Annotated in this window: 15 protein-coding genes; 8 read left to right on the top strand and 7 right to left on the bottom strand. The window is 71.9% G+C overall.

Features of this window, described 5'->3' with window-relative positions:
• Positions 1 to 10 precede the first annotated feature (10 nt).
• The 6 genes from ACIRPX_RS14155 to ACIRPX_RS14130 form a co-directional block, all read right to left on the bottom strand.
• Positions 11 to 1,315: a M20/M25/M40 family metallo-hydrolase gene (locus ACIRPX_RS14155; RefSeq protein ID WP_404193109.1), complete on the bottom strand. Its 1,305-nt coding sequence runs from the start codon at positions 1,313 to 1,315 to the stop codon at positions 11 to 13.
• Entirely contained in the window at positions 1,308 to 2,141 is an 834-nt protein-coding gene (locus ACIRPX_RS14150; protein WP_404193107.1) for a M55 family metallopeptidase, read from the bottom strand. The genes ACIRPX_RS14155 and ACIRPX_RS14150 overlap by 8 nt, the downstream gene beginning before the upstream one ends.
• 147 nt (positions 2,142 to 2,288) lie before the next feature.
• Positions 2,289 to 3,014 carry a class I SAM-dependent methyltransferase gene (locus ACIRPX_RS14145; RefSeq protein ID WP_404193105.1) on the bottom strand — a complete coding sequence of 242 codons (726 nt, stop codon included), beginning with the start codon at positions 3,012 to 3,014 and terminating at the stop codon, positions 2,289 to 2,291.
• 154 nt (positions 3,015 to 3,168) lie between these two features.
• The gene (locus ACIRPX_RS14140; RefSeq protein ID WP_404193103.1) at positions 3,169 to 5,676 is read right to left on the bottom strand and encodes a SpoIIE family protein phosphatase; all 2,508 of its coding nucleotides are present in this window, start codon (positions 5,674 to 5,676) and stop codon (positions 3,169 to 3,171) included.
• Between the two features lie 215 nt (positions 5,677 to 5,891).
• Positions 5,892 to 8,321, bottom strand: coding sequence for an MFS transporter (locus ACIRPX_RS14135; protein WP_404193100.1), 2,430 nt, complete (start codon positions 8,319 to 8,321; stop codon positions 5,892 to 5,894).
• Between the two features lie 210 nt (positions 8,322 to 8,531).
• Positions 8,532 to 8,975 carry an SRPBCC family protein gene (locus ACIRPX_RS14130; RefSeq protein ID WP_404193097.1) on the bottom strand — a complete coding sequence of 148 codons (444 nt, stop codon included), beginning with the start codon at positions 8,973 to 8,975 and terminating at the stop codon, positions 8,532 to 8,534.
• Positions 8,976 to 9,142: 167 nt separating this feature from the next.
• Between ACIRPX_RS14130 and ACIRPX_RS14125 the strand changes: the two genes are divergently transcribed.
• The 3 genes from ACIRPX_RS14125 (at position 9,143) to ACIRPX_RS14115 (ending at position 12,366) form a co-directional block, all read left to right on the top strand.
• Positions 9,143 to 10,186 carry an Rv2578c family radical SAM protein gene (locus tag ACIRPX_RS14125; RefSeq protein WP_404193094.1) on the top strand — a complete coding sequence of 348 codons (1,044 nt, stop codon included), beginning with the start codon at positions 9,143 to 9,145 and terminating at the stop codon, positions 10,184 to 10,186.
• Positions 10,187 to 10,320: 134 nt separating this feature from the next.
• Entirely contained in the window at positions 10,321 to 11,898 is a 1,578-nt protein-coding gene (locus ACIRPX_RS14120) for an alpha/beta hydrolase (protein WP_404193091.1), read from the top strand.
• 60 nt (positions 11,899 to 11,958) lie between these two features.
• Positions 11,959 to 12,366 (top strand): RidA family protein, encoded by a 408-nt coding sequence (locus ACIRPX_RS14115; RefSeq protein WP_404193088.1) that lies wholly within the window; start codon positions 11,959 to 11,961, stop codon positions 12,364 to 12,366.
• Between the two features lies 1 nt (position 12,367).
• Here ACIRPX_RS14115 and ACIRPX_RS14110 read toward each other — a convergent pair whose 3' ends face one another.
• Positions 12,368 to 12,943, bottom strand: a complete 576-nt coding sequence (locus ACIRPX_RS14110) for an adenylosuccinate lyase (protein ID WP_404193085.1) — start codon at positions 12,941 to 12,943, stop codon at positions 12,368 to 12,370.
• Positions 12,944 to 13,339: 396 nt separating this feature from the next.
• Here ACIRPX_RS14110 and ACIRPX_RS14105 point away from each other — a divergent pair, with 396 nt between their 5' ends.
• The 5 genes from ACIRPX_RS14105 to ACIRPX_RS14085 all read left to right on the top strand — a co-directional run bounded on the left by ACIRPX_RS14105 (position 13,340) and on the right by ACIRPX_RS14085 (position 20,938).
• The gene (locus ACIRPX_RS14105; RefSeq protein WP_404193082.1) at positions 13,340 to 15,148 is read left to right on the top strand and encodes a 3-hydroxyacyl-CoA dehydrogenase family protein; all 1,809 of its coding nucleotides are present in this window, start codon (positions 13,340 to 13,342) and stop codon (positions 15,146 to 15,148) included.
• Between the two features lie 160 nt (positions 15,149 to 15,308).
• Positions 15,309 to 16,121 carry a TetR family transcriptional regulator gene (locus ACIRPX_RS14100; RefSeq protein WP_404193079.1) on the top strand — a complete coding sequence of 271 codons (813 nt, stop codon included), beginning with the start codon at positions 15,309 to 15,311 and terminating at the stop codon, positions 16,119 to 16,121.
• A gap of 448 nt (positions 16,122 to 16,569) precedes the next feature.
• Positions 16,570 to 17,913 (top strand): crotonyl-CoA carboxylase/reductase, encoded by a 1,344-nt coding sequence (gene ccrA / locus ACIRPX_RS14095; protein ID WP_404193076.1) that lies wholly within the window; start codon positions 16,570 to 16,572, stop codon positions 17,911 to 17,913.
• A gap of 17 nt (positions 17,914 to 17,930) precedes the next feature.
• Complete coding sequence (locus ACIRPX_RS14090) at positions 17,931 to 19,979, top strand: protein meaA (RefSeq protein WP_404193073.1); 2,049 nt, start codon at positions 17,931 to 17,933, stop codon at positions 19,977 to 19,979.
• Positions 19,976 to 20,938 (top strand): HpcH/HpaI aldolase/citrate lyase family protein, encoded by a 963-nt coding sequence (locus tag ACIRPX_RS14085; protein ID WP_404193071.1) that lies wholly within the window; start codon positions 19,976 to 19,978, stop codon positions 20,936 to 20,938. The genes ACIRPX_RS14090 and ACIRPX_RS14085 overlap by 4 nt, the downstream gene beginning before the upstream one ends.
• The last annotated feature ends 3 nt before the right edge of the window (positions 20,939 to 20,941 follow it).

The following is a 20,941-nucleotide window of genomic DNA, read 5'->3' as shown; positions in this document are numbered from 1 at the left end:
CCCACCTCGGTCAGGCCGTCCGCAGGAACCGGTCGAGTACCCGCACTCCGAAGTGCAGTGCCTCGACCGGGACCCGCTCGTCGACCCCGTGGAACATGGCCTGATAGTCGTAGCCCTCCGGCAGCCTCAGCGGTGTGAAGCCGTATCCGGTGATGCCGAGCCGCGAGAACTGCTTGGCGTCCGTCCCGCCGGACATGCAGTACGGCACGATGTGCCCCTCGGGCGCGAACTCCTGGAGCGCCGCGCACATCTTCGCGTACGTCGGTGAGTCCAGGGGTGCCTGGAGGGCCACCTCGCGGTGGTGGTACTCCCAGTCCACGTCCGGCCCCGTGAGCCGGTCCAGGGTCGCGCGGAACTCGTCCTCGCCGTCCGGCAGATACCGGCCGTCGACGTACGCCACGGCCTCGCCCGGGATCACGTTGACCTTGTAACCGGCGTCCAGCATGGTCGGGTTGGCGCTGTTGCGGACGGTCGACTCCACCAGCTTCGCGGCCGGGCCGAGCTTCTTCAGCAGCCCGTCGACGTCGTCCAGGTCGGCCTCCAGGCCGTAGAGCCCGGCGAGTGCGCTCAGCGCGGTCCGCACGGTCGGGGTCGTCCGCGGCGGCCACGCGTACTCGCCGATGCGGGTGATGGCGGCCGAGAGCCGGGTGACGGCGTTCTCCCTGTTCACCTTGGAGCCGTGCCCGGCCCGCCCGCGCGCGGTCAGCCTCAGCCAGCCCGTGCCCCGCTCACCGGCCGCGACCGGGTAGATCTGCAGGCCGCCGCCGTCGTGGAAGGTGAACGCCCCCGACTCGCCGACGCCCTCGGTGCAGCCCTCGAAGAGTTCCGCGTGCGCGTCGGCGAGGAAGCCGGAGCCGTCCCGGGCGCTGTCCTCCTCGTCCGCGGTGAACGCGACGACGATGTCACGCCGGGGCCGGACGCCCTCGCGCGCCCAGGACCGCACGATCGCGAGGATCATCGCGTCCATGTTCTTCATGTCGACCGCGCCGCGCCCCCACACCACCCCGTCGCGGACCTCCCCGGAGAAGGGGTGCACGCTCCAGTCGCCGGCCTGCGCCGGGACGACGTCCAGGTGACCGTGGACGAGCAGGGCGTCCGCGGACGGGTCGGTCCCCTCGATCCGGGCGACGACGTTGGTGCGCCCCTCGGTGCGTTCCAGGAGCGTGGGGTCGAGTCCCGCCCCGGCCAGCCGCTCGGCCGCGTACTCGGCGGCGGGCCGCTCCCGGCAGTCCCCGCCGCCCCGGTTGGTCGTGTCGATGCGGATGAGTTCGGAGGTGAACCCGACGACCTCGTCCAGCGCCTGTCCGTCAGCCATACTGCTCCTCCACCGCGGCCGAGACGATCGTCGTGACCGCCTTGAAGGTACGGATGCACTCGTACATGGTGACGCTGGTGTACGCCACCTTCCGCTCACCGGTCCGGTCCACGCCCGGCACGACGGTGGCGGACATCGCGAGGTGCTCGGCGTCGAACTCCAGGGCCATGGTGAACGGCCCTTCCTGCACCGGCCGGTGACGGACCGCCAGCCGCGCGGCGTCCTTGGCCGCGGCCCGGATGTCGGAGGCGGTGCGCGAGGGCGTACGGCACACGGCGGCGTACCGCGAGACATGGTCCTTGACGGCGACCTTCAGCGCCTCGGGCGCGTATCCGAGCGCGTCCTCGCAGGCCACGTCGTCACCCGTGACCAGGACGACGGGCACCCCGAACTCGGCCACGACGTGCGCGTTGAGCAGCCCCTCGCTGGCCCGTACGCCGTTGAGCCACACGCCGGTGAGGGAGTTGGCGAGATAGGTGTGGGCCAGGACCCCCTCCATCCCGGCCCCGGCGTGATATCCGACGAAGGCGATCCCGTCCACGTCCCCGTGCTGCACGCCCTCCACCATGGACAGGGACTTGTGCCGTCCGGTGAGCATCTCGGTGCGCTCGTGCAGCCGCTCCAGGAGCAGGTTCCGCATGCTCCAGTGGGCCTCGTTGACGACGACCTCGTCCGCCCCGCCGTCGAAGAATCCCAGCACGGCGGCGTTCACGTCCGAGGTGAACATCGAGCGGCACCGCTCCCACTGCGGAGTCCCGGGCAGCACGTCGGCCGGCCAGGTCACTCCCGTGGCACCCTCCATGTCGGCGCTGATCAGGATCTTCATGCTGCGTCACGTTACGCGCCACGGGCCCGACGGGCCAGGAAGCGGCCGTGTCAGCCGCTCCAGGCCGCCGGCCCGCGGGACGTCCCCCGCCTCCCGTCCGCCACCGGTGGGGTCCGCAGGCCCCGCAGACGGGCGGCGGGCCGGCCCTCAGTGCGCGCGCCCCGCCACCAGCCACTTCGACGGCAGTTCGATCCGGCTGCCGTCGGGGGCGAACTCCGTCGTGGTCAGGGGCAGTTCACCGCTCGCCAGCACGGTGAGACCGGCCGCCCGCACATAGGCGGGCAGCGCCTCGTCCGCGACTTCGCCCGGGGCGATGCCGTGCTGGAAGATCGGGGCGAGCTTGGGCGGCGGTCCCGCGGGGCCGTGCGCCAGCCCCAGCAGGACGGGCTTGGCCGCCTCGGAGAGCTCGACGAGGAAGGCACGGCCCCGCTCGCCGACGAGCGCGGCGATCCCGTCCGCCATCGGCTGCCGGTCGTCCGGCTCGGCCTGGTGCAGGACGCCGCGCACATAGACGTTGGCGTCGCCGAGCTCGGCGTGCAGCGTCTCCGTCTCGCCCTTGTCCACGGCGTCCAGCACCCGGTACGTGGCCTGCCCGGCCGGGTCGGCGTGCCGGGCGTGCTCCACGGCGGCGTCCGACAGGTCGGCGCCGACGACGTGCCCGAAGCGTTCGGCGAGGAAGCGCGTCTGGGTGCCGTTGCCGCAGCCCAGGTCCACCATCGCCAGCCCCGGGTCGGTGAGGTGCGGCTCGAACAGCGCCAGATGGACACCGGCGGTCAGCGCCGGCTCCGCGTCCCAGAAGACGGCTCCCTGCTCCTCGGGGGCCTCGCGCCAGAAGCCCTCCCAGGCCTCGCGGTACCGACTCGTCACGCTCATGTCCGACTCCCCAGGGTGCGACGGCGCCCGCCCCAAGTGACGGGCGAGTACGGTCTATCGCGCCCCGGTCACGGCGACAAGCGCATGGCGCGTTCCTTCACTCCGTATTCGAGCGGCATGCGCTCCCGCGCGCCCCGCGGGCCCCGCCGGGCGGTCAGCGCCGCGGCAGCGCCAGCTCGAACCAGACGGTCTTGCCCGTCTTCGTGCGGCTGGTGCCCCACTCGCGGGCCAGCGTGCTGACCACCCGCAGCCCGCGCCCGAACTCGTCGCAGGGACCGGCGTCGCGCAGCGCCGGCAGCTCGTGGTCGTCGTCGTCCACCTCGCACAGCAGGGTGTCGCCCCGGATCAGCCGCAGTTCGACCGGGCGGCTGTGGGAGTGCCGTAGGGCATTGGTGACCAGCTCGCCGACCAGCAGCTCGGCGGGGTGGACGAGTCGGTGCAGCCCCCAGGCGTGCAGCTGTTCGCGGACGACGGCACGCGCGCGGCCGACCTCGATCGGGTCGAGGGCCAGGCACCAGCCGGCCACGTCGTCCGGCCGCACGCCGTTGAGCCGGGCCATCAGCAGGGCCACGTCGTCCTTGCGGCCGCCGCGGGTGTTGAGAGCGCGGATGATCATGTCGCAGGCGTCGTCCATGGAGGCGGCCGGGTGCGCCGCGGACTCGCAGAGCGTCGCCAGGCCCAGCTCGATGTCCTCGCCGCGCACCTCGACGAGGCCGTCGGTGCACATCACGAGCCGGTCGCCGGGCTCCACGGGCACGCGCACCGCCTCGAACGGCACCCCGCCCACACCGATCGGCGCGCCCGTCGGCAGGTCGAGCAGCTCGCTGCGGCCGTCCCGGGCGCGGACCAGGACGGGCGGGATGTGCCCGGCGTTGGCGATGTCCAGCTCGCCCGCGATCGGGTCGTACACGGCGTACAGACACGTCGCGAGGTAGGTGTCGCCGAGCCGCTGCGCGAGGTCGTCGAGGTTGCGCAGCAGCTGGGCGGGCGGCAGGTCGAGGGCGGCCATGGTCTGTACGGCCGTCCGCAACTGGCCCATCATCGCGGCGGAGTTGAGGCCGTGTCCCATGACGTCGCCGACGACGAGGGCGGTACGGGCGCCGGGCAGCTTCACCGAGTCGAACCAGTCGCCGCCGACCCGGCCGAGCAGCGTGCCCGGCAGATAGCGGGTGGCGATGTCGCAGCCCGCCATGCGCGGCGGGATGTGCGGCAGCATGCTGTCCTGGAGGGTCTCGGCGACGCTCTCCTGGTAGGTGTACATGCGCGCGTTGTCGAGCACGAGGCCCGCGCGCGCGGCGAGTTCGGCGCCGGTGACGCGGTCCATGTCGTTGAAGACGGGCCGCTCCGGATGGCGCAGCAGGATCATGAACCCGAGCACGACGTTGCGCGCCTTGAGCGGCACGACCAGCATGGAGCGGTGGGTGATCAGCGGCCGGATGTCGCGCTTCTCGAACTGCGCTGCGATCGCGTGGCCCGTCTCCTCGTCGATGCGCGGCACCAGGACGGGCTCGCCGCTGGTCATGCACTGGAAGAAGGGCGTGTGCGCCGGGAAGGGCATGGCCTCGCCGACCGGCACGACGTCGTCCCAGCGCCCGGGTTCGTCGGTGTGCTCCAGCGCGACCCGGTGCCACAGCGTGGTCGTGTCCGGCACGCCGTCGGGGAAGCCCTCGCCGGCGACGACCTGTTCCCGCAGATAGGTGCCGGCGACGTCCGTGAAGCGGGGGACGACGGCCCTGCTGACCTCGACGACGGTGCGCGACAGGTCGAGGGAGGTGCCGATGTGCCCGCTGACCTCCTTGAGGAACTCCAGGTGCTCCCGTACGGCGGCGTACTCCAGGTCCTCGCCCACGTCGGCGGGTTCGCGCGCCACCGGCAGCCCCGCGGCCCTCGCACGGGCGGTACGCTCGCGCCGGGCCCTGCGCTCGGCGCGTCGCGGCACGCCCCAGTCGGGGGTCACCGGCACCCGGTCGTTCTGGCTGAACTCCAGTATCGGATAGCCCAGTTCGAGGACCTGCGCGACGATACGGGCGCTCTCGCCGACGCTCATGCTGGGCAGGATCTCGGGCAGCCGGCGGGCGAGCTGCTCGGCCCCGGGGAAGTCGGTGTGCAGGGCGAAGCCGGGCGCGATGCGCTCGAAGGCCATGTCCGTGTCGTCGTCGCCGTGTTCGTCCTGGCGGAGTCCGGCCGCGTCGGCGGCGAGCACGAGCAGCCGCTCCTGGCCGGGGCCCACCAGGGGGTACGCCCACCACAGCACGTCGGCGCGCGCGTGCCGGTCCGCGGACGCGGCGCGGTCCGGGCCGGGAGCGGGAACGGTCAGCCGGGCACGGCCCGCGGCCGGGTAGGAGAGCCGTCCGTCCAGCGAGGATTCGAGGTCGGGCCCGAGATCGTCGTAGGGGGCGAAGGCACCGTAGGGGGCGACGTCGTCGTCGGGCAGCGCGCCGGAGACGGGCAGCAGGTCGACCGCCGAGCACCCGAGCGCCTCGGCCTTGGGGACCCCGAACAGCTTGCCCGCGCCCCGGCTCCAGTGGGACACGAGGCCGTCGCGGTCCACGACCACCACGGCCAGCGGGACACGGCCGACCACGGCAGGCTCCGCCGCCACGCCGTCCCCGCGGCGGGGAGGTGCGTCCCTCTCGGTGCCACGGTCGGTGCCGTTCTCCATGGCCCAGGCCCTCTCTCCCCACGGCTCCGGAAGATCTGTGCCGCCTGCTCCACCGTACGGCTCCGGCCGGTGGTGATGTGCGGCAACAGGGGAATTGGTGCAGCGGCACGGCCGTCCGAGCGCGGGGGCGTGCGCCGGGGCGCACAGACCCGTGTGACGCTGCGTCACACCACGCCGGACACGCCGCCGGGCCACGCCCGGCAGGCGCGGCGCCGTCAGTCCTCGTGCCCCACCTGCAGGTCCCGCTCGGTCCGTCCGCCTCCGGCGACCTGGAGCACGGTGGCGACCGGCGGGTAGCCCGCGGCGATCACGGTGTACTCGCCGGACGACAGGTCGGCGAACCGGAACGTTCCGTCAGGTCCGGTGGTGAGCGTGTCGACGACGTTGCCCGCGGCGTCGAGCAGCGTCACGCGCGCGTCCTCGACGGGCCGCCCGCCGCTCGCCCGCACGGTGCCGCGCAGCACGGCGCCGCCCGCGAGCTCGACGTCCTGGCGGGTCTCCCGGGCGGCCCGGACCGTGACCGGGAGCGCGGCCGGGCGGTGCGCGGGCGCGCCGGCGGCCAGGGTGTACTCGCCCGCGACCAGCTCGGTGAAGACGTAACCGCCCTCGCGTCCGCTGCGGGTGGTGGCGACGACCTCGCCGTGCGCATCGGTGAGCGTGACGGAGGCGTCCCGCACGGGGACTCCCTCGGCGGTCAGCACGCTGCCCGCGAGGCGTCCGGCGCCGCCGAGGACCACGTCCAGCTCCACCGGGCGCTCACCGACGGTCACGGACACGGCCTGCGGCTGATGGCCGCCCGCGGCGGCGATGAGCACGTACGGCCCGAAGCCTGGCGCGGACAGCGCGTACCGCCCGTCCTCGCCGCTCGCGCCCCGCCCGATCTGCTGCCCCGCCACGTCGATGAGCGTGAGCGCCGCGCGCGGGACGGCGCTCCCGTCCGGGTGCTGCACCGTGCCGCGGACGGGGATGCCGGCGGCGGAGGGCGGGCGCAGCGGGACGGCGGTCCCCCCGGCCGAAGGCCGGGGCAGGGCCTGCGGGAGCGCGGCGTCCGCGGAGTCCGGTTCGCCCGCGTGGTGGGGCGCTGCGCTGTTCAAGAGGGGGATCTCCTTGAGGAAGAAGGCGATGACGAGGCCGAGGGCGAGCACCGGCACCAGATAGAGGAAGATCCGGGGCATGGCGTCGGCGTAGGCCCGGACGTAGTCGTCGCGCAGCGGCGCGGGCAGGGCCCGCACGAGCTGCGGGGTGATCGACTCGGGGTCGGGCAGGCGCGCCCCCTCGCGCGCGGGCAGCCGCTGCGCGAGGGCGTCGGTGAGCCGGCGGGAGAAGAGGGTGCCGAAGACGGCGGCGCCGACGCTGCCGCCGATCTGCCGGAAGTAGTTGTTCGCGCTGGTGGCGGTGCCGAGGTCGGCCGGCGGCACCGAGTTCTGCACGGCGAGGACCAGGACCGGCATCACCATGCCGATGCCGGCGCCGAGGACGGCCATCCAGACGCTGTACTGCAGGCGGGGCGTGTCGGCCTCCAGCCGGGACAGCAGCCACATGCCGAGCATGGAGAGGGCGCTGCCGAGCACCGGGTACGGCTTGTAGCGTCCGGTGTGGCTGATGAGCTGCCCGGCGACGACGGAGGCGACGACGATCCCGCCCATCATCGGCAGCATCAGCAGGCCGGACTCGGTGGCGGAGGCCCCGTCGACCATCTGCAGGAAGGTCGGCAGATAGCTGGCGGCGCCGAACAGCGCGACACCGATCACCAGGCCCACCAGGCTCGTGACGTTGAAGACCGGGTCCCGGAACAGCCTGAGCGGGATGAGGGGCTCGGCCGCGAAGTGCTCGGCGACGAGGAAGAGCACGACGGCGGCCCCCGCCCCCGCGCCGAGCCCGATGATCTCCCGCGAGCCCCACGCGTACTCGGTGCCGCCCCAACTGGTCAGCAGCACGAGGCAGGTGGAGGCCGCGGCCAGCAGCAGCGCGCCGAGGACGTCGAGCCGCGGCCTGGTCCTCGGCCTGGGCAGCTTCAGCACGACGGTGACGACGGCCAGGGTGACCAGTCCGAAGGGGACGTTGAAGTAGAAGCACCAGCGCCAGGAGAGGTGGTCGGTGAAGTAGCCGCCCAGCAGCGGCCCGGCGACCGACGCGAGGCCGAACGCGGCGCCGATCAGTCCCATGAAGCGGCCGCGCCGCCGGGGCGGCACGATGTCGGCGATGATCGCCTGCACGCCGATCATCAGCCCGCCCGCGCCGGCCCCCTGGACCGCGCGGAAGGCGATCAGCTGGTCCATGGACCGCGCCCGGCCGGCGAGCGCGGCGCCGATGACGAAGACCACGATGGCGAACTGGAAGACGCCCTTGCGGCCCAGCAGATCGCCGAGCTTGCCGTAGACCGGGAGCCCGACGGTGGCGGTCAGCAGATAGGCGGTGATCGCCCAGGACATCCGGTCCAGGCCGTGCAGCTCGCCGACGATCTTCGGGAGCGCGGTGGCGACGATCATCTGCTCCAGGGCGGCGAGGAGCAGCGCCAGCATCAGCCCGAGGAAGACCAACCGCACCCGGCGCGGGCTGAGTTCGGCCGTCACGGCGGGCGGGGAGGCCGGGGCCCGCGGGGGTGCCGGCGCCGCTTCCTCGTACACCGAAGTCGTCCCGCCCACTACTGCTCCCTCGTCACGCTGCCACGCGATTGCCGCCTTGGGCGACAACTACGGGCAGGCGCGACGAGTTACGGCGCAACGGCGCGGCGCCGGGAGATCCACTCGATCCGGTGAGGGGGCCAACGCCCGCCGTGCACCGGGGACTTGCCGCGCGACGCCGGCCGCTTCACCTGGCGGCGCCGGCCGTCGCGCTCGGTGACCTCGGTCGTTCTACTTCTCGACCTCGGCGGCGAGACGCGCGAGCACCGCGTCGTAGATCCGGCCGAGACCCTTCGGCGCGAACGTCTTCTCGAAGAAGCCGCCGATGCCGCCGGCGCCGTTCCAGACGGTGGTCACGACGACCCGGGACGTGCCCTCGCCCGCCGGGGTGACCCGCCAGGTGGTGACCATCGAGGAGTTGCGGTCCTTCTCGACGAGCTCGCCGTCGGTGGGCTCGGTGACCTCCAGCAGGCAGTCGCGGACCCGCTTGCTGGTGGCCTGGAGCTTCCAGTGGACGAGGGAGCCCTCGCCGTCGCCGCCCTCGCGCACCTCGTACTCGCTGAACTGCTCGGGCAGCAGCTTCGCGCGCGTGCCGCTGTAGTCGGCGAGGGCGTCGAACACCTTCTCCGCGTCTGCCGCGACGACCCGCTCGGTAGTGGCCTCGACCTGCGCCATCGGTTCCTCCAGGACTTGCTTCTCGGGGTTGGGGCAAGCCAACCACCCCCGCCCACGAGCCCCCAAATCGGGGTGCCCCGGGACGGCCCGAAGCGATCGGAAACCGCCCTTGCGCGTAAATTCGAACACGTGTTTCACTCGGGTGGCAGCGCTACCGAGGAGGCGTCATGCGGTGGGAGAACCTCACAGTGGAGTCCGGCGGCCACGGCCGCGCGGCCGACGCCGCGCTGTTCGGCGCGGACGCGGTCGTCAGCCGCACCTTCGACACACCCGAGTTCCGCGGGATCACCTTCCACGAGGTGCGGGCGCGCTCGATCATCAACCGGGTGCCCGGGGCCTCGCGCATGCCCTTCGAGTGGACGGTGAACCCCTATCGCGGCTGCTCGCACGCGTGCGTGTACTGCTTCGCCAGGAAGACGCACACCTATCTGGACCTCGACGCGGGGATCGACTTCGACTCGCAGATCGTGGTGAAGGTGAACGCCCCGGAGCTGCTGCGCCGCCAGCTGGGCTCGCGCCGCTGGCCCGGCGAGCACATCGCGATGGGCACGAACGTCGACTGCTACCAGCGCGCCGAGGGCCGCTACCGCCTGATGCCGGGCATCCTGGCCGCCCTGCGCGACCACGCCAACCCGTTCTCGATCCTGACCAAGGGCACGCTGATCCTGCGGGACCTGGACCTGCTGGTGCAGTCGGCGCGGGTGACGGACGTCGGCGTCTCCGTCTCGGTCGGCTTCACCGACCCCGAGCTGTGGCGCACGGTGGAGCCGGGCACACCGGCTCCGGAGCGCCGCCTGGACGTCGTGCGCACCCTCGCCGAGCACGGCCTCGGCTGCGGCGTCCTGATGGCTCCGGTGCTGCCGTTCCTGAGCGACCACCCGGCCCAACTGCGCGCCACCGTGGGGGCGATCGCGGCCGCCGGCGCCACCTCCGTCACACCGCTGGTGCTGCACCTGCGGCCCGGCGCCCGGGAGTGGTTCATGGCCTGGCTGGCCCAGCACCACCCGCACCTGGTGCGCCGCTACGCGCGGCTGTACGCGGACGGCTCCTACGCCCCGAAGTGGTACCAGCGCCGGATCACCCGTCAGGTCCACGAGCTGGCGCAGGAGTACGGGATCGGGCCGGCGCACGCGGGGATGCCCCGCCGGATCCGGCCACCGGAGCCACCGGCCCCGGCCGTGACCGAATCGACCCAACTAACGCTCATTTGAGATCATTCGAGCGCATCCCGCGACCCGATTGGGTCAAGTCTTGCCAGAACGAGTTCTTCCGGGGGCGCTTTCCGGGACGATGCGGCGAGAACCGTGAGACTCGCGGTCCGCAACCCTCCGTCCTGGGAGGACGCATGAGAAAACGCGCAGCGGTGCTGTGCGGTGCCGTCGTCGTCGTGGCCGGGTCCTTCACGGCGCTCCCGGCCGACGCCAGCACCGCGCAGACACCGCCCTCGCCCACCGCCGCGAAACTGACCTGGAAGGGCTGCGGCACCACCGACTATCCGACGCTGCAGTGCGCCTCGCTGAAGGTGCCGCTGGACCACGACAGGCCGCACGGGCGGCAGATCACGCTCGCCCTCTCGCGCGTGCCGCACACCGCGCAAAAGAGCCAGGGTCCGCTGCTGGTCAACCCCGGCGGCCCCGGTGGCAGCGGTCTGTCGCTGGCCGGATTCGTCGCCTCCGCGCTGCCCAAGTCGGTCGCCTCGCAGTACGACGTCATCGGCTTCGACCCGCGCGGCGTCGGCCGGAGCCGGCCCGCCCTGGACTGCAAGCCGGGCTACTTCGACCCCGTGCGCCCGGACTCGGTGCCGAGCACGCCGGCCCTCGAACGGGCCAACCTCACCCGCGCCAAGTCCTTCGCCGCGGCCTGCGGCCGGAAGTACGCGGACCTGCTGCCGTACATCAACACGATCCAGACCGTACGCGACATGGACTCCATCCGCGCGGCCACGGGCGCCCGGAGGACCAGCTACTTCGGGTACTCCTACGGGACGTACCTCGGCGCGGTGTACGCCAAGCTCTTCCCGGAGCGCGTGAAGCGCCTGGTGCTCGACTCGATCGTCGACCCGACGGGGGTCTGGTACGACGACAACATCTCGCAGGACTACGCCTTCGACGCCCGCCACAAGGCGCTGATGGCCTGGATCGCCAAGTACGACTCGACGTACAAGCTGGGCACCGACCCGGCCAGGATCGAGGCCAAGTGGTACGCGATGCGCGCGGCGCTCGCGAAGAAGCCGGCCGGCGGCAAGGTGGGGGCCTCCGAACTGGAGGACACCTTCCTCCCCGGCGGCTACTACAACGGCTACTGGCCCTATCTGGCCGAGGCGTTCGCGGCCTACGTGAACGACCACGACCCCGACCCGCTGGTCGAGGCCTACGACAACTTCGCCGCCGTCGACGCCTCCGGGGACAACGGCTACAGCGTCTACGCCTCGGTCCAGTGCCGTGACGCCGCCTGGCCGCGGGACTGGAACCAGTGGCGCAAGGACAACTGGGCGGTCCACGCCAAGGCGCCCTTCATGACCTGGAACAACGCCTGGTACAACGCGCCGTGCGCCTTCTGGCCGACGCACCACGAGCACCCGATCAGCATCGCCAACCACAAGCTGCCGCCGGTCCTGCTCTTCCAGGCGACCGACGACGCGGCCACCCCGTACCAGGGCGGAGCCACGGTCCACCGCCTGCTGGCCCGTTCGAGCTTCGTGGTCGAGCAGGGCGGCGGGAACCACGGCATCACGCTGAGCGGCAACGCCTGCCTGGACAAGTACCTCGCCGACTACCTGGCCAGCGGCAAGGTTCCGCGCAGCGGCGGCCAGATCGACGCGGTCTGCCCCAAGCTGCCCGATCCCACTCCGCTGAGCGCGAAGGCGGCGCCCACCTCCGCCGGCGGCTCGGCGCTGCACGGCATGCTGGGCTTCCACGGCTGAACATCCCGTGCCCGAAGGCCCGTCGGGGGCCTTGTCACACCCATGGTCCACGATGGACGCATGAGTGAGCCGACCAGGATTTCCGCCCCCGACGGGGTCTTCCCCGCCGCCCAGTACAGCCACGTCGCCATGGGCACCGGGCGCTTCGTCGCGATCGCCGGCCAGCTCGCCCTCGACGAGGACGGCGAGCTCGTCGGCGAGCACGACGCCGGCGCCCAGGCCCGCCAGGTCTTCGAGAACCTCCGCCGCTGCCTCGCCGCCGCCGGAGCCACCTTCGACGACGTCGTCAAACTCACCTTCTTCGTCACGGACATGGCCCACATGTCGGCCATCCGCGAGGCCCGCGCCGGCCACATACCGGACGACCGCCTCCCGGCGGCCTCGGCGGTCCACGTGTCCGCGCTGGTCCGGCCCGAATTCCTGATGGAGATCGAGGCGCTCGCCGTCGTCGGGACGCCGGCGGGGTAGGTCAGCGCTGTTTCGGGATCCGCGCCAGTGCCCGTACGGCCGCCTCCGCCAGGACCGGGTGCGCCAGGGCCTCGTGGAGGACGGGACGGGCCCGGGGGTCCTCCAGCGTGCCGAGACCCTCCACGCACGCCAGGGCCACACGCCGGTAGGGGTCGTGCGGGCGCAGCCTGCGCTCCAGGGTGGTGATCAGCGCGGGGACGGACTCCGGGGCGTGCAGGCGGATCAGCAGCCGGACCGGGTACAGGGCGTAGGCGACGCGGAGTTCGTTGGTGGCGAGCGCGGCCGCCGCGCGGGCGGTGCGGGGGTCGTCGAGGCGGGCGAGGGCGTAGGCGGCGCCGGCGCAGCGCTGCGGATCGCGGTGGTTGAGGAACAGGACGAGGGATTCGAAGGCGCGCCGGTCACCCGCGAGCCCCAGCCGGAACGCGGCCAGCTCCCGGGCCCACAGCGGCTGTCCGCTCGCGGTGAGCACCCGCGCCAGCTCGTCGAGGTCGTCGGTCGCCAGCAGACCGTCGTACGCGAGGGAGCCTGCCGACTCCGCCCGTAAGCGCTCCGTGAGTGATCGCAACTCTTCGTCCATGGCACCGAGACTAGAGGGGGTCCCGATCTGCCGGGACGTACATCACAAAGCCGGGGGCTGGCGCGCTCGTTACCCGCCGGTTAAGCTCAGACGAGCGAGTTACCCACTCGCACCCCCTCACGGTGGCCTGGTGACGCAGCCGCCGTGGGAGCAGTCGGTTCGGTACCTCGAGTACCGCAGCACGACCCGGCCCCGGGACAGGGCCGGTCGGTTTCCCACCCTTCGCCCCGGGCGTGTGCGCGCCCATGGCGACGGATCCGGGCGTGTGCGCTCGCAGCCCGGCAACACCCGCATGCAGCACCGCATCCGGTGCGCCCCAGGTCCGGCTCCGGCCGCTCCCGCCCGGCGCATCCGGACGCACTCCCAGTCGTCACCCCTCATTCCTGGAGTCCCGCGATGGCCACTCCCCTGTCCCCCTCCTCTTCCTCGTCGCCGCTGTCGACCGTCGCCGTCGTCGGCCTCGGCACCATGGGCACCGGCATCGCCGAGGTCCTCGCCCGGGCCGGCCGCGAGGTCGTCGGCATCGACATCAGCGAGGCCGCGTCCGCCAAGGCCGTCGCCGCCCTGGAGGCCACCACCGCCCGCGCCGTGGAGCGGGGCCGGCTGACCGAGCAGGAGCGCGCCGCCGCGCTCGCCCGCGTCCGCACCTCCACCGACCTGCGCGCCGCGGCCGACGCCGACCTCGTCATCGAGGTGGCTCCGGAGTCGTACGAGATCAAGCAGCAGATCTTCCGTGAACTGGACGGGATCGTGCGGCCGGACGCGATCCTGGCGACCGGCACCAACGCGCTGTCCGTGACCCGGCTGGCCGCCGACTCCGCCCGTCCGGAGCGCGTGCTGGGCCTGCACTTCTTCAACCCGGCGCCGGCCATGAAGCTCGTCGAGGTCGTCTCCTCGGTGCTGACCGCGCCGACCGCCGTCTCCGCGGTCACCAACCTCGCCCTCGACCTCGGCAAGGAGCCCGTCGCGGTCGGCGACCGGCCCGGATTCGTCGCCGACGGCCTGCTGTTCGGCTACCTCAACCAGGCCGCCGCGATGTACGAGGCGAAGTACGCCTCCCGCGAGGACATCGACGCCGCGATGCGGCTCGGCTGCGGTCTGCCGATGGGTCCGCTCGCCCTGCTCGACCTGATCGGCGTCGACACGGCCCGCACGGTGCTGGAGGCCATGTACGCGGAGTCCCACGACCGTCTGCACGCCCCGGCCCCGATCCTCAAGCAGCTCAGCGAGGCGGGTCTGACCGGCCGCAAGTCGGGCCGCGGCTTCTACACCTACGAGGCCCCGGGCGGCGCCGCCGTCGTGCGCGACGCGCTGACCCCGCTGGAGGGCGGCACGCTCACCCCGGGCCGCGAGGTCCGCTCGGTCGGCGTCGCCGGCTCCGGCACCATGGCGTCCGGCATCGTCGAGGTCTTCGCCAAGGCCGGGTACGAGGTCGTCGTCGCCGCCCGCAGCGAGGAGAAGGCGCAGGCCGCCAAGGCCCGGATCGGCAAGTCCCTCGCGCGCTCGGTGGACAAGGGCAGGATGACCGCCGAGGCCGCGGCGCAGACCCTGGACCGGATCACCGCGGCGGGTTCCTACGAGGCCTTCGCCGACGTCGACCTGGCCGTCGAGGCCGTCGCCGAGGACCTGGAGATCAAGCAGCAGCTGTTCCAGGCGCTGGACAAGGTCTGCAAGCCGGGCGCGATCCTGGCCACCACGACCTCCTCGCTGCCCGTGGTCGCCTGCGCCCGCGCCACCTCGCGCCCGCAGGACGTGATCGGCATGCACTTCTTCAACCCGGCGCCGGCGATGAAGCTGGTCGAGGTCGTCCGCACGGTGCTGACCGCCGAGGACGTGCACGCGACGGTCCGCGAGGTCTGCGGCCGCATCCGGAAGCACCCGGTGGACTGCGGGGACCGCGCGGGCTTCATCGTGAACGCGCTGCTGTTCCCGTACCTCAACAACGCGATCAAGATGGTGCAGGAGCACTACGCCACCCTCGACGACATCGACGCCGCCATGAAGCTGGGCGGCGGCTACCCGATGGGCCCGTTCGAGCTCCTGGACGTCGTCGGGCTCGACGTCTCCCTCGCGATCGAGAAGGTGCTGCACCGCGAGTTCCGGGACCCGGGCCTGGCCCCGGCGCCCCTCCTGGAGCACCTGGTGGCCGCCGGCTGCCTCGGCCGCAAGACCGGCCGCGGCTTCCGTGAGTATGCCCGGCGCTGACGACGTCGGCGACTGGTTGCGAGGCGAGACGGACTGGGGCGGGCTGCTCGAACCGGGCAGCCACCTCCCGGCCGCGCACCGCGGCGCTCCCCCGCCCGAGGAGGGCGGGGGAAACCCCGTACCTGCGCGACAAGCTGCGCACATGCAGTACGTTCGGGTCATGTCCCAGCCCGCCAGGTCCTCACGTACACCAGCCACGCCCGACGCGCCGGAAAGTGCCGCAGGCAGTCGCGCGGCCGCCCAGCGCCTCAAGATGCGCCGCGAACTGGCGGCCGCGGCGATGGAGCTGTTCGCGACCAAAGGGTACGAGGCGACCACCGTCGACGAGATCGCGGCCGCGGCCGGGGTCGCGCGCCGCACCTTCTTCCGCCACTTCCGCTCCAAGGAGGAGGCGATCTTCCCGGACCACGACGACACGCTGGTCCGGGCGGAGGCGGTCCTCAACGCGGCGCCCCCGCACGAGCATCCGCTCGACACGGTGTGCCGCGGCATCAAGGAGGTCATGCGGATGTACGCGGCCCGGCCGGAGATCTCGGTCGCCCGCTACAAGCTGACGCGCGAGGTGCCCACCCTGCGCGAGGCGGAGATCGCGTCGGTGGCCCGCTACGAGCGCCTGTTCACCCGCTATCTGCTCGGCCACTTCGACGAGCACGCGCACGACGACGACGCCAACGACGACCCGCTGCTGGCGGAGGTCGCCGCGTCCGCCGTGGTCACCGCCCACAACCACGTCCTGCGGCGCTGGCTGAGGGCCGGCGGCCAGGGTGACGTGGAGGCGCAGCTGGACCATGCCTTCGCCATCGTGCGCAAGACGTTCGGGACGGGCATCGGGGCGGGGCGCTCGACCGCGCCGAAGCCACCGGCCCCCTCGGCCGTGTCCCACCAGGGTGAGGTGCTGGTCACGGTCGCCCGCACGGACGCTCCGCTGGACGAGGTCATGCGGACCATCGAGGAGGCGCTCAAGGAGCGCTGAGGCCTCCCGCACCGCTGTGATGACGGCCACCCTCCGGGGTGGCCGTTTTGGCATGTCAGAGCCCCTTTTCGGACGGCTTTCCGGCCCCGTTCGATCGATCATCGCTCATGTGTTACGTAAAGATTTCGCCTGAGCGCAATCTCTGGCACTCAGTGCCTTGCGGGGTGACACGCGGTGTCATACGTTGAAGGAGTCCGGGCGGCCGGCGTGCAGCGACCTTTCGTACGCCGGCTGTCCCCGCAGGCCATCGGTCTGCGCGCCCGGCGCCTGCGTCACAGGCAACCTCCCGCGCCACAAAGCGCTGCCCCAGCACCACCGAGCCGAACCGACGGCACCTTCAAGAACCCTCAGCAGCACCGACGTGACCCAAGGCGTCCCCCCTCAGGACGCTTCCCCCGTTCTCGGCTCCGCTCGAACCGGGGAGACCCCAACCGCCGGAGGCAACACCGTGACCGTGAAGGACATCCTGGACGCGATCCAGTCGCCGGAATCGACGCCGGACGACTTCGCCGCCCTGCCGCTCCCCGAGTCGTACCGCGCGATCACCGTGCACAAGGACGAGACGGAGATGTTCTCGGGCCTTCAGACCCGGGACAAGGACCCGCGCAAGTCGATCCACCTCGACGACGTGCCGCTGCCCGAGCTCGGCCCGGGCGAGGCCCTGGTGGCCGTCATGGCCTCCTCGGTCAACTACAACTCGGTGTGGACCTCGATCTTCGAGCCGCTGTCCACCTTCGGGTTCCTGGAGCGCTACGGCCGCACCAACGAGCTGGCCAAGCGCCACGACCTGCCGTACCACATCATCGGCTCCGACCTCGCGGGCGTCGTCCTGCGCACCGGTCCGGGCGTGAACGTCTGGCGGCCGGGGGACGAGGTCGTCGCGCACTGCCTGTCCGTCGAGCTGGAGTCGAGCGACGGCCACAACGACACGATGCTCGACCCCGAGCAGCGCATCTGGGGCTTCGAGACCAACTTCGGCGGCCTCGCCGAGATCGCGCTCGTCAAGTCCAACCAGCTGATGCCCAAGCCCGGCCACCTGAGCTGGGAGGAGGCGGCGGCCCCCGGCCTCGTCAACTCCACCGCCTACCGCCAGCTGGTCTCCCGCAACGGCGCCGCCATGAAGCAGGGCGACAACGTCCTGATCTGGGGCGCGAGCGGCGGTCTCGGCTCGTACGCCACCCAGTTCGCACTGGCCGGCGGCGCCCACCCGATCTGTGTCGTCTCCAGCGAGCAGAAGGCGGAGATCTGCCGCTCGATGGGGGCCGACTCGATCATCGACCGCAACGCCGAGGGCTACCGGTTCTGGAAGGACGAGCAGACCCAGGACCCCAAGGAGTGGAAGCGCTTCGGCAAGCGCATCCGTGAGCTCACCGGCGGCGAGGACATCGACATCGTCTTCGAGCACCCCGGCCGCGAGACCTTCGGCGCCTCCGTGTTCGTCACCCGCAAGGGCGGCACGATCACCACCTGCGCCTCGACCTCGGGCTACATGCACGAGTACGACAACCGCTACCTGTGGATGTCGCTGAAGCGGATCATCGGCTCGCACTTCGCCAACTACCGCGAGGCCTGGGAGGCCAACCGGCTGATCGCGAAGGGCAAGATCCACCCGACGCTGTCGAAGGTCTACTCCCTGGAGGAGACCGGCCAGGCCGCCTACGACGTGCACCGCAACCTCCACCAGGGCAAGGTCGGCGTGCTGTGCCTCGCCCCCGAGGAGGGCCTCGGCGTGCGCGACGAGGCGATGCGCGCCCAGCACATCGACGCCATCAACCGCTTCCGCAACATCTGAGACACCCGAGGTCATAGATGACTGAGCGTCAGCCCGCCGAAGGCGAGCGGGAGAAGGACCGGCCGTGGCTCATGCGCACGTACGCCGGTCACTCCACGGCCGAGGCGTCCAACGAGTTGTACCGGCGCAACCTCGCCAAGGGCCAGACCGGCCTGTCGGTCGCGTTCGACCTGCCGACGCAGACCGGCTACGACTCCGACCACATCCTCGCCCGCGGCGAGGTCGGCCGGGTCGGCGTGCCGGTGGCCCATCTCGGTGACATGCGACGGCTGTTCCAGGACATCCCCCTGGAGCAGATGAACACCTCGATGACGATCAACGCCACCGCCATGTGGCTGCTGGCGCTCTACCAGGTCGTCGCGGAGGAGCAGGGCGCCGACATCACCAAGCTCCAGGGCACGACCCAGAACGACATCGTCAAGGAGTACCTGTCCCGCGGGACGCACGTCTTCCCGCCGGGGCCGAGCCTGCGTCTGACGACGGACATGATCGCGTACACGGTCTCCCACATCCCGAAGTGGAACCCGATCAACATCTGCAGCTACCACCTGCAGGAGGCGGGCGCCACGCCGGTGCAGGAGATCGCGTACGCGATGTCCACGGCGATCGCGGTCCTGGACGCCGTCCGGGACTCCGGTCAGGTGCCCGCCGACAAGTTCGGCGACGTCGTCGCCCGCATCTCCTTCTTCGTCAACGCCGGCGTGCGGTTCGTCGAGGAGATGTGCAAGATGCGGGCGTTCGGCCGCATCTGGGACCGGATCACCCGCGAGCGCTACGGCATCGAGAACCCCAAGCAGCGCCGCTTCCGCTACGGCGTCCAGGTCAACTCCCTGGGCCTGACCGAGGCGCAGCCGGAGAACAACGTCCAGCGGATCGTCCTGGAGATGCTGGCCGTGACCCTCTCCAAGGACGCACGCGCGCGTGCCGTCCAGCTCCCGGCCTGGAACGAGGCGCTGGGCCTGCCCCGCCCCTGGGACCAGCAGTGGTCGCTGCGCATCCAGCAGGTGCTGGCGCACGAGAGCGACCTGCTGGAGTACGAGGACATCTTCGAGGGCTCGCACGTCATCGAGGCGAAGGTCGCGAAGCTCGTCGAGGACTCCCTGGCGGAGATCGAGCGGATCCAGGAGATGGGCGGCGCGATGGCCGCCGTCGAGTCCGGCTACCTCAAGTCGCAGCTCGTGTCCTCGCACGCCGAGCGGCGGGGCCGCATCGAGTCCGGCCAGGAGAAGATCGTCGGCGTCAACATCTTCGAGACGACCGAGCCGAACCCGCTGACGGCCGATCTCGACACGGCCATCCAGACGGTCGACCCGGCCGTCGAGGCCCGCGTGATCGCCGGCCTGCGGAACTGGCGCGACACCCGCTACCAGCCGCCCTTCAACCACCCGCGCCCCTGCAAGGCGCTGGAGAAGCTGAAGGAGGCCGCGAAGGGCACCGGCAACCTCATGGAGGCCACCCTGGAGTGCGCCCGCGCCGGCGTCACGACCGGCGAGTGGGCCGGGGCCCTGCGCGAGGTGTTCGGCGAGTTCCGCGCGCCGACCGGTGTCTCCTCGGCGCCGGTGGCGGTCCCCGCCGAGGAGGGCTCGGCGATGGCGCTGGTCCGCCGCAAGGTCGACCTCACCGCCAAGGACCTGGGCGTCGGCAAGCTCCGCTTCCTGGTCGGCAAGCCCGGCCTGGACGGCCACTCCAACGGCGCCGAGCAGATCGCCGTCCGCGCGCGTGACGCCGGCTTCGAGGTGGTCTACCAGGGCATCCGGCTCACTCCCGAGCAGATCGTGGACGCGGCCCTGGCCGAGGACGTGCACGCGGTCGGCCTGTCCATCCTCTCCGGCTCGCACGCCCAGCTGGTGCCGGACGTCCTGGAGCGGCTCCGTGTGGCCGGTGCCACAGACATCCCGGTGATCGCCGGTGGCATCATCCCGAATGGCGACGCCGAACAGCTCAGGGCCGCCGGTGTGGCCGCCGTCTTCACCCCGAAGGACTTCGACATCACCGGCATCATCGGCCGCATCGTCGACGAGATCCGGAACGCGAACAAGCTCGACCCCCTGGAGGTCCCCGCATGACGACCGTCAACCGTCTCCGCCCGCGGCGCTCGTGCCTGGCCGTACCCGGTTCGAACCCCCGCTTCCTGGAGAAGGCCCAGGGGCTCCCCGCGGACCAGGTCTTCCTGGACCTGGAGGACGCGTGCGCGCCGCTCGCCAAGCCCGAGGCGCGGCACACCATCGTCAAGTTCCTCAACGAGGGTGACTGGACCGGCAAGACGAGGGTCGTGCGGGTCAACGACTGGACGACCGAGTGGACGTACCGCGACGTCGTGACGGTCGTCGAGGGCGCCGGCCAGAACCTCGACTGCATCATGCTGCCGAAGGTGCAGACGGCCGAGCAGATCGTCGCGCTCGACCTGCTGCTGACCCAGATCGAGAAGACCATGGGCTTCGAGGTCGGCAAGATCGGCATCGAGGCGCAGATCGAGAACGCCCAGGGCCTGAACAACGTCAACGAGATCGCGACGGCCTCCGCGCGCGTCGAGACCATCATCTTCGGCCCGGCCGACTTCATGGCCTCCATCAACATGAAGTCGCTGGTCGTGGGCGAGCAGCCGCCCGGCTACCCGGCGGACGCCTACCACTACATCCTGATGAAGATCCTGATGGCCGCCCGCGCCAACAACCTCCAGGCGATCGACGGCCCCTACCTGCAGATCCGCAACATCGACGGCTACCGCGAGGTCGCCCGGCGCGCCGCCGCGCTCGGCTTCGACGGCAAGTGGGTGCTGCACCCGGGCCAGGTGGAGGCGTCCAACGAGATCTTCTCGCCCTCGCAGGAGGACTACGACCACGCCGAGCTGATCCTGGACGCGTACGACTACTACACGTCCGAGGCGGGCGGCAAGAAGGGCTCCGCGATGCTCGGCGACGAGATGATCGACGAGGCCAGCCGCAAGATGGCCCTGGTCGTCTCCGGCAAGGGCCGGGCCGCCGGCATGCAGCGCACCAGCAAGTTCGAGATCCCGGAGGCCTGACGG

Origin of the sequence: Streptomyces sp. NPDC101225 (genome assembly GCF_044767585.1) — a bacterium.
Taxonomy (GTDB): Bacteria; Actinomycetota; Actinomycetes; order Streptomycetales; family Streptomycetaceae; genus Streptomyces.
This window is presented reverse-complemented; position numbering and strand designations above follow the sequence as displayed.

Coding starts and splice junctions, on each gene's coding strand:
- ACIRPX_RS14140 (WP_404193103.1), bottom strand. CDS start 5,676: ATGGAGAACGGCACCGACCGTGGCACCGAGAGGGACGCACCTCCCCGC.
- ACIRPX_RS14125 (WP_404193094.1), top strand. CDS start 9,143: ATGCGGTGGGAGAACCTCACAGTGGAGTCCGGCGGCCACGGCCGCGCG.
- ACIRPX_RS14110 (WP_404193085.1), bottom strand. CDS start 12,943: ATGGACGAAGAGTTGCGATCACTCACGGAGCGCTTACGGGCGGAGTCG.
- ACIRPX_RS14090 (WP_404193073.1), top strand. CDS start 17,931: ATGACTGAGCGTCAGCCCGCCGAAGGCGAGCGGGAGAAGGACCGGCCG.
- ACIRPX_RS14120 (WP_404193091.1), top strand. CDS start 10,321: ATGAGAAAACGCGCAGCGGTGCTGTGCGGTGCCGTCGTCGTCGTGGCC.
- ACIRPX_RS14130 (WP_404193097.1), bottom strand. CDS start 8,975: ATGGCGCAGGTCGAGGCCACTACCGAGCGGGTCGTCGCGGCAGACGCG.
- ACIRPX_RS14085 (WP_404193071.1), top strand. CDS start 19,976: ATGACGACCGTCAACCGTCTCCGCCCGCGGCGCTCGTGCCTGGCCGTA.
- ACIRPX_RS14145 (WP_404193105.1), bottom strand. CDS start 3,014: ATGAGCGTGACGAGTCGGTACCGCGAGGCCTGGGAGGGCTTCTGGCGC.
- ACIRPX_RS14150 (WP_404193107.1), bottom strand. CDS start 2,141: ATGAAGATCCTGATCAGCGCCGACATGGAGGGTGCCACGGGAGTGACC.
- ACIRPX_RS14105 (WP_404193082.1), top strand. CDS start 13,340: ATGGCCACTCCCCTGTCCCCCTCCTCTTCCTCGTCGCCGCTGTCGACC.
- ACIRPX_RS14100 (WP_404193079.1), top strand. CDS start 15,309: ATGTCCCAGCCCGCCAGGTCCTCACGTACACCAGCCACGCCCGACGCG.
- ACIRPX_RS14115 (WP_404193088.1), top strand. CDS start 11,959: ATGAGTGAGCCGACCAGGATTTCCGCCCCCGACGGGGTCTTCCCCGCC.
- ACIRPX_RS14155 (WP_404193109.1), bottom strand. CDS start 1,315: ATGGCTGACGGACAGGCGCTGGACGAGGTCGTCGGGTTCACCTCCGAA.